Source organism: Bradyrhizobium sp. 164 (assembly GCF_023073715.1).
Taxonomy (GTDB): Bacteria; Pseudomonadota; Alphaproteobacteria; order Rhizobiales; family Xanthobacteraceae; genus Bradyrhizobium.
On the sequence record NZ_JADPKA010000017.1, the window covers coordinates 35718 to 50935 of the forward strand.

The 15218-nt window shown below is 65.3% G+C and carries 15 protein-coding genes; 8 read left to right on the plus strand and 7 right to left on the minus strand.

From position 1 onward, the window contains the following. Position 1: 1 nt before the first annotated feature. From IVB01_RS05915 to dnaK, 4 genes are all read right to left on the minus strand, one after another. Entirely contained in the window at positions 2-580 is a 579-nt protein-coding gene (locus tag IVB01_RS05915; RefSeq protein ID WP_247276568.1) for an NAD(P)H-dependent oxidoreductase, read from the minus strand. A gap of 57 nt (positions 581-637) precedes the next feature. Beyond that, complete coding sequence (locus IVB01_RS05920) at positions 638-1237, minus strand: rRNA adenine N-6-methyltransferase family protein (RefSeq protein ID WP_247276569.1); 600 nt, start codon at positions 1235-1237, stop codon at positions 638-640. Between the two features lie 87 nt (positions 1238-1324). Further along, complete coding sequence (dnaJ, locus tag IVB01_RS05925) at positions 1325-2464, minus strand: molecular chaperone DnaJ (RefSeq protein WP_247276570.1); 1140 nt, start codon at positions 2462-2464, stop codon at positions 1325-1327. A 245-nt stretch (positions 2465-2709) separates the two neighbouring features. Further along, positions 2710-4611, minus strand: a complete 1902-nt coding sequence (gene dnaK, locus IVB01_RS05930; RefSeq protein ID WP_247276571.1) for a molecular chaperone DnaK — start codon at positions 4609-4611, stop codon at positions 2710-2712. A gap of 395 nt (positions 4612-5006) precedes the next feature. Here dnaK and IVB01_RS05935 point away from each other — a divergent pair, with 395 nt between their 5' ends. Together IVB01_RS05935 and pncA are read left to right on the plus strand one after the other, a co-directional pair. After that, positions 5007-5948 (plus strand): hypothetical protein, encoded by a 942-nt coding sequence (locus IVB01_RS05935; protein ID WP_247276572.1) that lies wholly within the window; start codon positions 5007-5009, stop codon positions 5946-5948. Positions 5949-6091: 143 nt separating this feature from the next. Further along, positions 6092-6814 carry a bifunctional nicotinamidase/pyrazinamidase gene (pncA, locus tag IVB01_RS05940; RefSeq protein ID WP_247276573.1) on the plus strand — a complete coding sequence of 241 codons (723 nt, stop codon included), beginning with the start codon at positions 6092-6094 and terminating at the stop codon, positions 6812-6814. A 60-nt stretch (positions 6815-6874) separates the two neighbouring features. Here pncA and grpE read toward each other — a convergent pair whose 3' ends face one another. Then, positions 6875-7492 (minus strand): nucleotide exchange factor GrpE, encoded by a 618-nt coding sequence (gene grpE, locus IVB01_RS05945; protein WP_247276574.1) that lies wholly within the window; start codon positions 7490-7492, stop codon positions 6875-6877. A 93-nt stretch (positions 7493-7585) separates the two neighbouring features. Continuing rightward, complete coding sequence (gene hrcA / locus IVB01_RS05950) at positions 7586-8674, minus strand: heat-inducible transcriptional repressor HrcA (RefSeq protein WP_247276575.1); 1089 nt, start codon at positions 8672-8674, stop codon at positions 7586-7588. A gap of 167 nt (positions 8675-8841) precedes the next feature. On the opposite strand from hrcA, the gene rph reads away from it, so the two are divergent. The 3 genes from rph to hemW are packed head-to-tail and all read left to right on the plus strand — an operon-like array spanning position 8842 to position 11342. Continuing rightward, positions 8842-9555 (plus strand): ribonuclease PH, encoded by a 714-nt coding sequence (gene rph / locus IVB01_RS05955; protein ID WP_247276576.1) that lies wholly within the window; start codon positions 8842-8844, stop codon positions 9553-9555. A 10-nt stretch (positions 9556-9565) separates the two neighbouring features. Continuing rightward, complete coding sequence (gene rdgB, locus IVB01_RS05960; protein WP_247276577.1) at positions 9566-10201, plus strand: RdgB/HAM1 family non-canonical purine NTP pyrophosphatase; 636 nt, start codon at positions 9566-9568, stop codon at positions 10199-10201. Further along, positions 10188-11342: a radical SAM family heme chaperone HemW gene (gene hemW / locus IVB01_RS05965; RefSeq protein ID WP_247276578.1), complete on the plus strand. Its 1155-nt coding sequence runs from the start codon at positions 10188-10190 to the stop codon at positions 11340-11342. Before rdgB ends, hemW begins: the two co-directional genes overlap by 14 nt. Before the next feature lie 3 nt (positions 11343-11345). Here hemW and IVB01_RS05970 read toward each other — a convergent pair whose 3' ends face one another. Further along, positions 11346-12566 (minus strand): penicillin-binding protein activator, encoded by a 1221-nt coding sequence (locus IVB01_RS05970; protein WP_247276579.1) that lies wholly within the window; start codon positions 12564-12566, stop codon positions 11346-11348. Between the two features lie 338 nt (positions 12567-12904). Here IVB01_RS05970 and rsmI point away from each other — a divergent pair, with 338 nt between their 5' ends. From rsmI to gshB, 3 genes are read left to right on the plus strand one after another with little or no spacing between them, the layout of a single operon-like run. Further along, entirely contained in the window at positions 12905-13855 is a 951-nt protein-coding gene (rsmI, locus tag IVB01_RS05975; protein ID WP_247276580.1) for a 16S rRNA (cytidine(1402)-2'-O)-methyltransferase, read from the plus strand. Next, positions 13842-14243 carry a YraN family protein gene (locus IVB01_RS05980; RefSeq protein ID WP_247276581.1) on the plus strand — a complete coding sequence of 134 codons (402 nt, stop codon included), beginning with the start codon at positions 13842-13844 and terminating at the stop codon, positions 14241-14243. The genes rsmI and IVB01_RS05980 overlap by 14 nt, the downstream gene beginning before the upstream one ends. 10 nt (positions 14244-14253) lie before the next feature. Beyond that, positions 14254-15198: a glutathione synthase gene (gshB, locus tag IVB01_RS05985; protein ID WP_247276582.1), complete on the plus strand. Its 945-nt coding sequence runs from the start codon at positions 14254-14256 to the stop codon at positions 15196-15198. Positions 15199-15218: the final 20 nt, after the last annotated feature.

Genomic DNA, 15218 nt, shown 5'->3' on the forward strand with positions numbered 1-15218 from the left:
CTCACATCATGCGTTGGGAAATGTCGATCAACTGCCGCACCAGTGCCTGCAACGCGGCGATATCGCCCTCGTTCTTCAGCCTGTCCATATCGTCATAGGCCTGGTCGGCAAAGGCAAGCGTGAGCTGGTTGGCAATCACATTGGCATGGCAGGAGGTCAGGATCAGCCGCAACGCCTGCAGCGCACGGGCCGCGCCCAGCCGGCTCTGTGAGGCGCCGGCGAGCGCGAAGACGCGATTGCGGAACACGTCGCCGCGCGCCTCGTGCAGATCGTGTACGCGGCTGACCCAGTCGATCGCGTTCTTCAGCAGCGGCGGCACCGAAGCATTATATTCGGGCGTGACGATCAGCACGCCGTGATGCGCGCCGATCATGCGCTTGAGATTGATTGCGTGCTTGGGCACGCCGGATTTGGCCTGGAGGTCGCCGTCATAGATCGGCAGCGGAAAATCAGCGAGCGAGATGCGGGTGATTTCGACGCCGGCCTGGGCGAATTCATACGCCGCGACCGCCGCCAGCTTCGCGTTATGCGAGCCGGTGCGCAGCGAGCCGGGAATGATCAGGATCTTGGGAGCTGACATCCAATCCAATGCGTTCGGCGAAAAGAGCCCGCCGCGCAAAACGAGGAGCCGGCGGAATTAATCCTTGCGATACACCCAGACGCGGGCCGGCGGAAGGTTCATCCAGATCCGTTCAGAGGCCTCTGTGGACACGCCGGGCAGTGATTTCGGGATCGGCGGCACCACCGCATAGGTGAACTGGATGAAGGGCGCACCGGGCGCCAGCGCCGTGAAGGCGTCGCGGACGAGCCGCAGCCGCGTCAGCATCGGTTTTGTGACGAGCGGCAGGCCGGAGACGACCGCGGAGGCCGGCTCGCTCAAGACGTTCCAGAGCGTATCGCGCAAGCGATAGGCATCGCCCTGCACCACCTTGGCCTGCGGGTAGCGGTCGCGCAGCAGCGCACAGAAGCCAGGATTGTATTCGACGAGGACGAGACGCTTCTGGTCGATGCCGCGCTCGATCAAAGCCGAGGTGATGGCACCCGTGCCGGGCCCGAGCTCGACTACCGGAGCGTCGGAGTCGATATCGACGTAATGGGCCATGGTCCGAGCCAGCAGCTTGCCCGACGGCATCACCGCGCCCATGTGCAGCGGCTTTTCGATCCACGATCTGAGAAAGCGTACCTCATCATCGAGACGAGGCTTCTTCAACGCACGCGCGGACGATGGCAATGGCATGTCTGGACCGGACGGGACCGCAGGACGCGGCGTGTCAGAAAATGGTCATAAAGACGTATAGGCCGAAGGCGGCACGGTCAAGACGCGTCAACTCGCCCGATTACCGAAGAAATCCTTGACCTTGGCGAAGAAGCCCTCTGATTCCGGCTGCGTATTGCCGGAGGACAGCTTTTCGAACTCGGCCAGCAATTCCTGCTGCTTCCTGGTGAGGTTCTGCGGGGTCTCGACCACGACCTGGACGTACATGTCGCCCATCTGGCGCGAGCGCAGCACCGGCATGCCCTTTGATGCGATGCGGAAGCGGCGGCCCGACTGGGTTCCGGCGGGCACCTTCACCTTGGCCTTGCTCTTCTCGATCGTCGGCACCTCGAACTCGCCGCCAAGGGCGGCTGTCACCATCGAGATCGGCACGCGGCAATGCAGATCGGCGCCGTCGCGCTGGAAGAACTGGTGCTGGGCCAGCGACAGGAAGATGTAGAGGTCGCCGGGCGGGCCGCCGCGGACCCCGGCCTCGCCCTCGCCGGCGAGCCTGATCCTCGTGCCGTCCTCGACGCCTTGCGGAATGTTGACTGACAGCGTGCGCTCGCGGGTGACCCGGCCCTGTCCCGAGCAGGACGGGCAGGCATCCTCGATCATCTGGCCGCGGCCCTGACAGCCGGGACAGGTGCGCTCGAGGGTGAAGAATCCCTGCGACTGCCGCACGCGCCCGGCGCCGCCGCAGGTCGAGCAGGTCTTCGGCTTGGTCCCGGCCTTGGCGCCGATGCCCGAGCAGGCCTCGCAGGTGACCGAGACCGGAATCTCGATCTGCGCGTTCTTGCCGCCAAAGGCTTCCTCGAGCGTGATCTCCATGTTGTAGCGCAGGTCGGCGCCACGCTCGCGACCGCCGCGGCCGCGCTGTCCAGCCATGCCGAACAGGTCTTCGAAAATGTCAGAGAAGGAGGAGGCGAAGCCCGCGCCGAAACCGGCACCGCCGCCGCCGAAACCGCCGCCCTGCTCGAACGCGGCATGGCCGTAGCGATCGTACGCGGCACGCTTGTCCTTGTCCTTGAGGATCTCGTAGGCCTCGTTGATTTCCTTGAACTTGACCTCGCTGGTTTGATCCCCCGGATTGCGATCGGGATGGAATTTCATCGCCAGCTTGCGAAACGACGATTTCAGCTTGGATTCGTCGGCGTCGCGATCGACCTCCAGGGTCTCGTAGTAGCAGCGCTTGGTGGACGTGGACATGATGAGCTCGGTCTATCCAATCGCGTATCAAGTCGGAGCGAAACGACGCCGCTGCGCGACGACATGAGCGTCCCTCCGCCTTACGGCGGAAGACGGCACAGCGGCGTTCAGCATAACGGCTGAGAATTGATCGATCGTAACGGGCGCCTTGCCCGCCCGTCCCGACGCGGCGGCCTCCCCCGCGAGGGGGGAGGTCGGTAGCGCGTGTGGGGTCCAAGCCGTCCGCATCGTTACCCTCTCGGGGTTCAGGCGGACTTCTTGTTGTTCTTGTCGTCGTCGACCTCGGTGAATTCCGCATCGACAACGTCGTCCTTGGCCGCATCCTTCTTGGCGTCGGCCTCGGCCTGTTGCTTGTACATGGCCTCGCCGAGCTTCATCGACACCTGGGCCAGCGTTTGGGTCTTGGCCTTGATCGCCTCGGCATCGTCGCCCTTCAGCGCTTCCTTGAGGTCGCTGACGGCATCCTCGATGGCGCGGCGCTCGCTCTCGGCGACCTTCGAACCGTGCTCGGCCAGCGCCTTCTCGGTCGAATGCACCAGGCCATCCGCCTCGTTCTTGGCGGTCACCGCCTCGCGGCGCTTCTTGTCCGCCTCGGCATTGGCCTCGGCGTCCTTGACCATCTTCTCGATGTCGGCTTCCGACAGGCCGCCCGAGGCCTGGATGCGGATCTGCTGCTCCTTGCCGGTGGCCTTGTCCTTGGCCGAGACGTTGACGATGCCGTTGGCGTCGATGTCGAAGGTCACCTCGATCTGCGGCATGCCGCGCGGCGCCGGCGGAATGCCCATCAGGTCGAACTGGCCGAGCATCTTGTTGTCGGCCGCCATTTCGCGCTCGCCCTGGAAGACGCGGATGGTGACCGCGTTCTGGTTGTCCTCGGCGGTCGAGAACACCTGGCTCTTCTTGGTCGGGATCGTGGTGTTGCGGTCGATGATGCGGGTGAACACGCCACCCAGCGTCTCGATGCCCAGCGACAGCGGGGTGACGTCGAGCAGCAGCACGTCCTTGACGTCGCCCTGGAGCACGCCGGCCTGGATCGCAGCACCGATCGCCACGACCTCGTCCGGGTTGACGCCCTTGTGCGGCTCCTTGCCGAACAGCTGCTTCACGACCTCCTGGACCTTCGGCATGCGGGTCATGCCGCCGACCAGCACGACTTCGCCGATCTCACCGGCGGTGATGCCGGCGTCCTTCAGCGCTTTGCGGCAGGGCTCGATGGTCTTCTGCACGAGGTCGTCAACCAGCGCCTCGAACTTGGCGCGGGTGAGCTTCATCGTCAAATGCTTCGGCCCGGTCTGGTCCGCGGTGATGAAGGGCAGGTTGATCTCGGTCTGCGTCGTCGAGGACAGCTCGATCTTGGCCTTTTCAGCGGCTTCTTTCAGGCGCTGCAAAGCGAGCTTGTCGTTGCGCAGATTGATGCCCTGCTCCTTCTGGAACTCGTCGGCCAAATAACCCACGAGGCGCATGTCGAAATCTTCGCCGCCGAGGAAGGTGTCGCCGTTGGTCGACTTCACCTCGAACACGCCGTCGCCGATTTCGAGAATGGAGATATCGAAGGTGCCGCCGCCGAGGTCGTACACCGCGATGGTGCCGGCCTTGGTCTTGTCGAGGCCATAAGCGAGCGCGGCCGCAGTCGGCTCGTTGATGATGCGCAGCACTTCGAGGCCCGCGATCTTGCCGGCGTCCTTGGTTGCCTGGCGCTGGGCGTCGTTGAAGTAGGCGGGAACGGTGATGACGGCCTGATCGACCTTCTGGCCGAGATGGGCTTCCGCGGTCTCCTTCATCTTCTGCAAGATGAACGCCGAAACCTGCGAGGGCGAGTAGGTCTGGCCGTCGGCCTCGACCCAGGCGTCGCCGTTGGAAGCCTTCACGATCTTGTACGGAACGAGCTTCTTGTCCTTCTCGACCATCGGATCGTCGTAGCGGCGGCCAATGAGGCGCTTCACTGCGAAGAAGGTGCGCTCGGGATTGGTGACGGCCTGGCGCTTGGCCGGCTGCCCGACGAGGCGCTCGCCGTCATCCGTGACGGCGACGATCGAAGGCGTCGTGCGCATGCCTTCGGAATTCTCGATGACTTTGGCGTTCTTGCCATCCATCACGGCGACGCACGAGTTCGTGGTGCCGAGATCGATCCCAATGACCTTTCCCATGGTCCTGATATCCTTCTTTTTGCGGCAGGTTGGTTTGGGCCCAGAAGGCACCCGATCCAAACCCCCTAAGATCAAACATCCGCGATATTGCGATGATTGAGGCTCATATAGGAGGGGGGGAGGGGCCCGCAAGGACCGAACGCAAGTTTCGGCCGTGAAAACATTGGGTTTTGGAAGATCATATCCGGGCTCAACCGCCCTTGCGGGTGAGGAAATATTAACAGGTTCGGGTCTCAGCAAGCCCCGCCAGCGCAATCTGCCCCACCCTGTTACGACAAGGCCAAACCCGCTAAAAGGCGGACCGGCCGGGCAGCCGCAGCACAGCTGCTCCGCGCGACAATGCGGCCCGGTGGCCGACCATCGAACGGCCTCAATGTGAACCAATCAGAGTGCCCATGAAGCTGACCCGTCCCCTCGCCGCGCTCGCCATCCTCATTGCCTCGGCGCTTCCGGCCCTTGCCGCCGACGCCGTTTACCCGCCTGGCTTGCGCCTCGGCATGGTGCCGCTGATCGGGCTGAGCACGGCCAAGACCTTTCCGGGCTTCGAGAGCGAGGACGGCAATGTCAAGGTGCTGATCACCGAGCTGCCGCCGGCGGCCTATGGCGAGGTCGTGAGCGCCTTCAATTCCAATCCGGCCGGTGCGAACGGCGTCAAGCAGGACAAGATCGAAACCCCCGCGGGCCTTGCCTATTTCACCACCGAAAGCGGCAAGGCCGGCGATACCCCGGTGAGGCGCTATTCGATGATTGTGCCGGGCGCCGGCTTCTCCGGCTATGTCGCGGTGCAGATTCCGGAGAATGCGACCAAGATCTACAGCGATGAAGCGGTGCGCCAGATGTTTGCGACCGCCGTCACCCGCAAGCAGGTCTCGGCCGAAGAGCAGATCGCGCTGATGCCGTTCAAGATCACCGATCTCGCCGACTTCAAGGACATCCGTACGCTGGCGCCGGGCTCGAGCATCATCCTGGCCGACGGCGACGAGAGCACGGGCTATGAATCGAAGCCGTTCATGATCCTCGGCCTGATTGGCGCCACCCCCCAGCAGACCGACGACCGCGCCCGCTTCGCCCAGGAAGCGGCGCTCCAGATCCCCGGCGTGCGCGAGTCGCGCGTCACCATGTCCGAGCCGATCCGCATCAACGGCCAGCAGGGTTTCGAGACCCGGATCGACGGCGTCAGCGGCAAGGACAAGGTTCCGGTGACGGTGGTGCAGTGGATCCGCTTTTCAAGCGGCGGCACCTCGCTGCGCATCATCGCCAGCGCCCCGCGCGACCAATGGCCAAGCGCCTTCACCCGCTTCCGCGCCGTGCGCGACGGCATTCAGCCGAAGGGCTAGCTCCCGTACGCGGGAGCGGTGAGGATCCGCCGACCCAAGCCCAACCCCTCGCCAAGACCGACTGCATTTTCGGGCTTCTGTTCGCACACAAGCGGAACTAGGCTTGGCCTCCATTGGGTTCATTCCTGGAGGGGAGACGAACGATGCTGGATCGGCGACACATCTTGGCGGCGCTTGCGACCACGGCGCTCGCGGGCCTCGCACCAACCGCGCTGTTTGCGGCCGCGTCAATCAAGCCTGACGAAGCCTCCGCGCTGCTCGTGATCGACGTGCAGAATTGCTTCCTGCCCGGCGGCAGCCTCGCGGTGAAGGAAGGCGAGCAGGTGGTGCCCGTCATCAACAAGATCGCAAAAGCGTTTGCGAACGTGGTGATGACGCAGGACTGGCATACGCCCGGGCACATCTCGTTCGCTTCGGTGCATTCCGGCAAGAATCCGTTCGAGACCGTCGATCTTCCCTACGGCAAGCAGGTGCTGTGGCCGGACCATTGCGTGCAGGGCACCGACGGCGCCGCGCTGTCAAAGGATCTTGCGATCCCGCACGCTGAACTGATCATCCGCAAGGGTTTTCACAAGGAGGTGGACAGCTACTCGGCCTTTCTCGAAGCCGACGGCAAGACCTCGACGGGCCTTGCCGGCTATCTCAAGGGCCGCAAGATCAAGCGCGTCTTCGTCGCCGGTCTCGCCACGGATTTCTGCGTCGCCTGGACCGCGCTCGATGCGCGCAAGGCGGGCTTCGAGGTCTATGTGGTGGAGGACGCCTGCCGCGGCATCGACACGCAGGGTTCGCTGGCAAAGGCCTGGGCTGATATGGCCAAGGCCGGCGTGAAGCGGATTCAGTCTGCGGATATCGCGGTGACCGCGTAATAATTTCGCGCAGTCATTCCGGGGCGGCGCGAAGAGCCGAACCCGGAATGAGGCCAAGGTTCAGTTTGCCGCGCTGTTCGGCTCGTTGGTGTTGGCCGCGGGCGCGGCCTTCGCGCCGCCTTTGGCGACACCGACCAGGGCGGGACGCAGCACGCGCTCGCCGATGGTGTAGCCGGCCTGCACGACCTGCACCACGGTGCCCGATGGCACCGACGCATCGGGGACTTCGAACATCGCCTGCTGGAAATTAGGATCGAACTTCTGGCCCTGCGGATCGAACTTCTTGACGCCGTGCTTTTCCAGCGCGTTGAGCAGCGAGCGCTCGGTGAGTTCGACGCCTTCGATCAGCGAGATCAGGCCGGGATCGGCCGCGGCACGCGCCTCGGCCGGTACGGCATCGAGCGCGCGCTGGAGGTTGTCGGCGATGTCCAACACGTCGCGGGCAAAGCCGGTAATGCCGTAGAGACGGGCGTCGGCGACCTCCTTGCTGGTGCGCTTGCGCAAATTCTCCATCTCGGCCAGCGTCCGCAGCATGCGGTCACGCGCCTCGGCCGCTTCCTTCTGCAACGTCTCGACCGAGCCCGGCTCGGGATCGTCGGGCATGATGTAAGGCTTCGACACTACCGGCTCGCCGGTCGGCGCGGTCGTGTCTTCGGGTTGCCGGTCTTGATCGGTCATCGGCTCTAATCTCGAACTCGTTTCCAGGGATTGTTGGCCCGGATATCGTGCCTAAGCGTACGAAAATCAAGCGCCCGTGATCGGGAACGCCGGTCAGCCCCCCAAAAGCCGACTGACGATGCGGGCGGCGTAGTCCACCGTCGGGATCACACGGGCATAATTCAGCCGCGTCGGGCCGATCACGCCGAGAACGCCGACGATATGGCCGGCGGCATCCCGATAGGGCGAGATGATCGTGGAGGAGCCCGACAGCGAAAACAGCTTGTTCTCACTCCCGATGAAAATTCGCACGCCTTCCGCGGTCTCGGCCCGGCCGAGCAGGTCGATCACGCCGCGCTTGGTCTCGAGATCGTCGAACAACAGGCGCACCCGCTCGAGGTCCTCCAGCGCGTGCAGATCTTCCAGCAGATTGGCGTGGCCTCGGACGATGAGCTGGCGGTCCTCGTTCTCGCCTCCGGACCAGCTCGCGATGCCGGCCGCGATCACCTTTTGCGTCAGCTGATCGAGCTCGGCCCGGGCCTCGCCGAGTGCGGTCTCAAGCTCGAGCCGCGCTTCGGCCAGCGTGCGGCCACGAATCCGTGCATTGAGGAAATTGCCGGCTTCGGTCAGCGCCGAGGAGGGAACTCCGGGCGGCAGCGTCAGCACGCGGTTTTCGACCTGGCCATCCTCGCCGACCAGGATCACCAGCGCTTTCTCCGGTTCCAGACGAACGAACTCGATGTGCTTGAGCCGGGCGTTGGATTTTGGCGTCAGCACGACCGCGGCGGCACGGGTCAGGCCCGACAGCCGCATCAAGGCCTGGTCCAGCGCCGCCTCGACCGATTGCGCCTGGCCGACCGACGAAAGCTGACTCTGGATGGATTGCCGTTCGGCCTCGGTGAGGTCGCCGACCTGCATCAGGGCGTCTACGAAGAAGCGCAGTCCGAGTTCCGTCGGTAGCCGGCCGGCGGACGTATGGGGCGCATAGATCAGGCCGAGCTGTTCCAGGTCGGCCATGACGTTGCGGACCGAGGCCGGCGACAGCGGCATCGCGATCAGGCGCGAGATATTGCGCGAGCCCACCGGCTCACCGGTCGCGAGATAGCTTTCGACAATTTGACGAAAGATGTCGCGGGAACGCTCGTTGAGCTGGGCAAGGCCTGCGCGCGGCGCGATCAGATGCATCGGATCGTGATGGGCCACAGACGGTAACTCCTCTCAGATACTCATAATTTGTCCATCCCGGACGCTTCTGACAAGCGTGGCGTTTGCGGGCCCGAAATCAGGGGTGAAAAAACCTTGCCGCCCACCCTCACCCCACCTACAAGCACCGCGAATAGCCTTTCCCGTGAGTTTTTGGAGGACTTCCCATGCGGCCAAGCCGCCGTGCGCCCGACGAATTGCGCCCCGTGACGCTGGAGCGCGGCGTGGTCAAATATGCGGAAGGCTCGTGCCTGGTGAAATTCGGCGATACTCATGTGCTGGTCACCGCCACGCTGGAAGACCGCCTGCCGCCGTGGCTGAAGGGCCAGGGGCGCGGCTGGGTCACCGCCGAATACGGCATGCTGCCGCGCGCGACCTCAGAACGCACCCGCCGCGAGGCCTCCGCCGGCAAGCAGAGCGGCCGTACCGTCGAGATCCAGCGCCTGATCGGCCGCAGCCTCCGTACCATCGTCGATCTCGAAGCGCTCGGCGAGCGGCAGATCACGGTCGATTGCGACGTGCTCCAGGCCGACGGCGGCACCCGCACGGCTGCGATCACCGGCGCTTGGGTCGCACTTGCCGATTGCATCAACTGGATGAAGGCGCGCAACATGATCAAGGCCAATGTGCTGCGCGACAACGTCGCCGCGATCTCCTGCGGCATCTATAATGGCACGCCGGTGCTCGATCTCGACTATGCCGAGGATTCGGAAGCCCAAACCGACGCCAATTTCGTCATGACCGGCGATGGGCGCATCATCGAGGTGCAGGGCACCGCGGAACGCGAGCCGTTCACCGAAACCGAGTTCCTGGCGCTGATGGCGCTGGCCCGCAAGGGCGTCGCGCGTCTGGCGGACTTGCAGAAACTGGCTGTGGCGTAGTCAATAGGCCATGCACCGCCGAATCACGGACAAGCTCGTCATCGCCACCCACAATCCCGGCAAGCTCGCCGAGATGCGGGAGCTGCTTGCGCCGTACGGCATCGAGGCGGTGTCGGCTGGTGAGCTCGGCTTGGCCGAGCCCGAAGAGACCGGCAACGATTTCCGCAGCAACGCCGCGATCAAGGCGATCGCGGCGGCGCAGGCGACCAAGCTTGCCGCTTTCGCCGACGATTCTGGCATCGTGGTCGACGCGCTCGACGGCGCGCCCGGCATTTTCTCCGCGCGCTGGGCCGGGCCGAACAAAGACTTCGCAGCGGCGATGGCGCAGATCGAGCGCCTGCTCCAGGAGCGCGGCGCGACCACGCCCGACAAGCGCAAGGCCCATTTCGTTTCGGCGCTCTGCGTCGCCTGGCCCGACGATCATCGCGAAGAGGTCGAGGCGCGCGTCGACGGCACGCTGGTCTGGCCGCCGCGCGGCACCGCCGGCTTCGGCTACGATCCGATGTTTCTGCCCGATGGCCATAGCCGCACCTTCGGCGAGATGGAGAGCATCGAGAAGCACGGCCTGCCGCCCCTCGGCCTCGGCCTGTCGCATCGCGCCCGCGCCTTCGTAAAACTGGCGGAGATCTGCCTTGAGCCGCGCTAAGGAAGCCTTCGGCGTCTACGTGCATTGGCCGTTCTGCCTGTCGAAATGCCCCTATTGCGACTTCAACAGCCATGTCCGCCACGCCGCGATCGACGAGGCGCGCTTTGCATCCGCCTTCGCCCGCGAGATCGCAACCACGGCTGAGCGCGCACCCGGCCGTGAAGTGACCTCGATCTTCCTCGGCGGCGGCACGCCATCGCTGATGCAGCCCGCAACCGTCGGCGCGGTGCTCGATGCGATCGGCAAGCACTGGCATGTTGCAGGCGACGTCGAAGTGACGCTGGAGGCAAACCCGACCAGCGTCGAAGCCACACGCTTTGCCGGTTATCGCACCGCCGGCGTCAACCGCGTCTCGCTCGGCGTCCAGGCGCTCGACGATGCCTCCTTGAAGGCGCTCGGCCGTATGCACAGTGCGCGCGAGGCCCTCGATGCCGTCGCCATCGCGCGCCGTTCGTTCGACCGTTATTCGTTCGACCTGATCTACGCCCGACCCGACCAGACGCCGGCGATGTGGGCGGACGAGCTGCGTCTCGCGATCGATGAAGCGGCCGAGCATCTGTCGCTCTATCAATTGACGATCGAGGAAGGCACGCCGTTCTTCGGCCTGCACCAGGCCGGCAAATTGAAGACGCCGGACGAAGCCGTCGCGCGCGCGCTCTACGACGTGACGCAGGAGACCTGCGACAAGCTCGGCCTGCCCGCCTACGAGATTTCAAATCACGCGCGGCGCGGCGCCGAGTGCCGGCACAATCTGGTCTATTGGCGCGGCGAGGAATATGCCGGCATCGGTCCCGGCGCGCATGGCCGCCTCGACATCGATGGTATCAGGCACGCCACCGCCACCGAAAAGCGCCCCGAAGCCTGGCTGATGCGGGTCGAGACCAACGGCGACGGCGTCGTCACCGACGAGCTCCTCAACAGCGAGGAGCGCGCCGACGAATTTTTGCTGATGGGATTGCGGCTCGCCGAGGGAATCGACCCTGAGCGCTACAAAGCCCTCTCGGGCCGCCCGCTCGACCCCCGCCGCATTGCGCTGCTGCGCGAGGAAGGCGCGATCACGGTGGACGCCACGGGCCGGCTGCGCGTGACGAGCAGTGGCTTCCCCGTGCTGGATGCGGTGGTTGCGGATCTGGCGGCGTAAGCGCTACGCCCCAAAACTCTTCGGCGAGCCTGCCACCGCAACCCCGCCGCCGGTCGTCACCTTCATCACCGCAAGTCCTCGCTCGTTGGTGCCGTCGGGGCGGAAGCGAAACAGGCCGTCGATGCCGGCAAAGCCTGAGGGGTTGGTCAGCACGTCGGGCGAGAAGCGCGTCGTGCCTTGCGTGCGCGCCAGTGCGGCGACGAGGGCGACTGCGTCATAGGCGAGCGTCGCAGTGCGCACCGGCTCGGCGCCATATTTGGTGCGGTAACGGCCGGAGAAGGCGCGGAAGCCGGCCGGATCCGGCGCGGCATAGAGGCCGCCTTGCAACGCTGCGCTGGCATAGACGCGCGGATTGTCCCACAGGCCGGTGCCGAGCAGCTGGATGTTGCGCAAATTCGCACCCGCCGCAGTCATCGCATCCGCCACTGAAACCACGGCATCGCCGTCGTCGGCAATGAACAGCGCGTCCGCACTGCCGAGCTGCTGCGCCACGGTTCGAGCTGGGGTGGCGCGGTCGGCGCCGTATTTCTCGAACGCGACGATGCGCCCACCACGCCGCGGCACTGCCGCCTTCACGGCGGCTTCGACCACGTTGCCATAGGCGTTGTCGGGCACGAGCACGGCAACGGAGCGCTTTCCGATGCTGGCGGAATATTCGACGATGCGGTTGACGTCGGACTCCGGCAGGAAGCTGAGCAGATAGACGCCGCGTCCGGCGATGCTGGAATCGGTCGAGAATGCCATCACCGAGATGCCGCGCGTGCGCGCGACCTGCGCCACCGCCGGCACCGATTGTGCGAACAGTGGTCCCAGGATGATTTCGGCGCCCTCGTCGACCGCCTGCTGCGCACCAGCTTGCGCGCCTTGCGGGCTGCCATTGTCGTCCTTGATCAGGAGCTGGATGTTCGGGTTTTGGAACTCGGCCAGCGCCATCTCGGCGGCGTTGCGCATGGATTGCGCCGCGAGGCCTGCATTGCCAGCCGCCGACAGCGGCAGGATCACGGCGACCTTGACCCCACCGGTGCCAGCGGTCGTGCCCTGTTGGGGCGGACCAGCCGGCTGCGCCGGTGGCGCGGAGCTGGAGAACTGGCTGAGACTCTGCTGCACGCCGGCGCAGGCCGACAGCAAGGGGGCGCCGAGCAACAGGCCAAGCGCGCTCCGGCGGGTTGCCCCGGGCCATCGGGGCGCCGGACCGGAAGACTTCGAACTAGACGGGCCCACCATCGCAGATTCTCTTCCGACCGGCCGTCGCCCAGCCGGTCACCACATTGCTCCACGACGCAAGCCGCGGATTCAGGCATATTGTCGGCAAACAGTTAACCAAAACAAAAGGATAATCGCCACTTAACGCGACCACCCTCCTATCCTGGCCCACCGCTGGCCGTCACTTACGCAGCATCAAGGGAGGTTTCCGTCGCGAATATGGCGCGAGGGCCTTGCTCCCGCGCAACGTGACCCCGCATCGATCACATTCCCGTCCGTTCCTCGCCCCTCACCTCGGCCCGATCTTTTTCGAAGAGCTGGTTCCCAGCCCTGCGGATCGTGCCTAAGTTGACTTCATTATGCGCGCAAAGCCGGCCCCGATAAATACGCCTGAAGCTCAAGACGCCACCTTGCGCGGCTTCTCCATCGACGCCCATCGGCTTGCGGTGGCGAAGGCCGCGCCGGGCCTGCATCTGGTCGCGACCCCCATCGGCAATCTCGGCGACATCACCCTGCGTGCGCTTCAGACGCTCGCCGGCGTCGACGTCATCGCCTGCGAGGACACCCGCATCACGCGGCGCCTGACCGAGCGTTACGCCATCGCAGCGCAGCTCAAGCAATATCATGAGCACAACGCGGAAGCCGCGCGTCCGAAGATCCTGGAGGCGCTTGCGGCAGGCGGCTCGGTCGCGCTGGTGTCGGATGCCGGGACGCCGCTGATCTCCGATCCCGGCTTCAAGCTGGTGCGCGAGGTCTGCGCCGCCGGCCATGCGGTCTATGCGCTGCCCGGCCCCTCCTCGGTGCTGGCGGCGCTATCGGTCGCAGCGCTGCCGACCGACCGCTTTTTCTTCGAGGGCTTCTTGCCGTCGAAATCGGCGGCGCGCAGGTCGCGCCTTGTTGAGCTGGCTCGCATCGATGCGACACTGGTGATGTTCGAATCCGGCAACCGCGTGCAGGACGCGCTCGCCGATCTCGCCGAGATCATGGGGACGCGCGACGCCGCGATCTGCCGCGAGCTGACCAAACTTCATGAGGAGATCTCGCGCGCAACATTGAGCGAGCTGGCTCGCGAGGCGGATACGCTGGAGACGCGCGGCGAGTTCGTGCTGGTGATCGCCCCACCTGCGGCCGACGCCGAGGTGCTGACGTCGGATGCGCTAGACCAGCTCCTGCGCGAGCAGCTGGCCGCGCGCAGCGTCAAGGATGCCGTGGCACATGCGGTCGCACTCTCGGGCCGCCCGCGGCGCGAGGTCTATGCCCGCGCGCTCGAGCTCGCAAAAGACCTGCGGGGCGGCGATGGCGAAGACTGAGGTCCCGGCGGAACCGAAAGTCGCCTCGCCCGAGCGCATCGCCGCGTTCCGGACCGGCATCTCCGCCGAGAGCCGCGCCGCCGCCTATCTGATGGCCAAGGGCTACCGCATCCTCGCCAAACGTTATCGCACCCCGCATGGCGAAATCGACATCGTGGCGCGCCGCCGCAATTTGATCGCCTTCGTCGAGGTCAAGGCGCGGGCGACGCTGGATGACGCCGCCTTCGCGGTGACGCCGCGCCAGCAGCAGCGCATCATCGACGCCGCGCAAGGCTGGCTCGTGGCGCATCCCGAGCATGCCGAATTCGAATTGCGATTCGACGCCATGCTGATTGCGCCGCGATCACTTCCACGCCATGTGTTGGCGGCATTCGACGCCTCGACCTGAAAGGCAGACCATGAAACTCAACGTCGCCGTCCAGATGGACCCCATCGCCCGCATCAACATCAAGGGCGATTCCACCTTTGCGCTGCTCCTGGAGGCACAGAAGCGCGGCCACGGCCTGTCCTATTACACCCCCGACAAGCTCTCGATGGTCGGCGACGAGATCGTCGCTCCGGTTCAGCTCCTCACCGTGCGCGACGAGCCGGGTGACCATTTCACGCTCGGCGAGCCCAGGCGCGAAGCGCTCAACGGCTTTGACGTGGTGCTGCTCCGCCAGGACCCGCCGTTCGATCTCGCCTACATCACCTCGACGCATTTTTTGGAGCGCATTCATCCGAAGACGCTGGTGGTCAACGATCCCGCCTCGGTACGGAACGCGCCGGAAAAGCTGTTCGTGATGAACTTTCCGCAGCTGATGCCGCCGACCCTGATCTCGCGCGAATTAGATGAGATCAACGCCTTTCGCGACAGGCACGGCGCCGTCGTGATGAAGCCGCTGCACGGCCATGGCGGCGCCGCGGTGTTCCGCGTGATGCCGCAGGACATGAATTTCGGCTCGCTGTTCGACATGTTCTCGGTGACGTTCAAAGAGCCCTGGGTGATCCAGCAGTTCATTCCCGAGGTGAAGCACGGCGACAAGCGCATCATCCTCGTCAACGGCGAGTTCGCCGCCGCCGTAAACCGGGTGCCGGCCGCGGACGACCTCCGCTCCAACATGGTACGCGGCGGCGCGGCGCAGGAGACCGAGCTCACCCCGCGCGAGCGCGAGATCTGCGCCGCCGTCGGCCCGGCGCTGCGCGAGCGCGGCCTCCTGTTCGTCGGCATCGACGTCATCAACGGCAATCTCACCGAGATCAACGTCACCTCGCCGACCGGCATCCGCGCCATCGCGCGGCTCGGCGGGCCCGACGTGGCGGCGAAGATCTGGGACGCGATCGAGCAGAAGCGGGCGAAGTAAGGGCGCTGCGGAAATTTAGA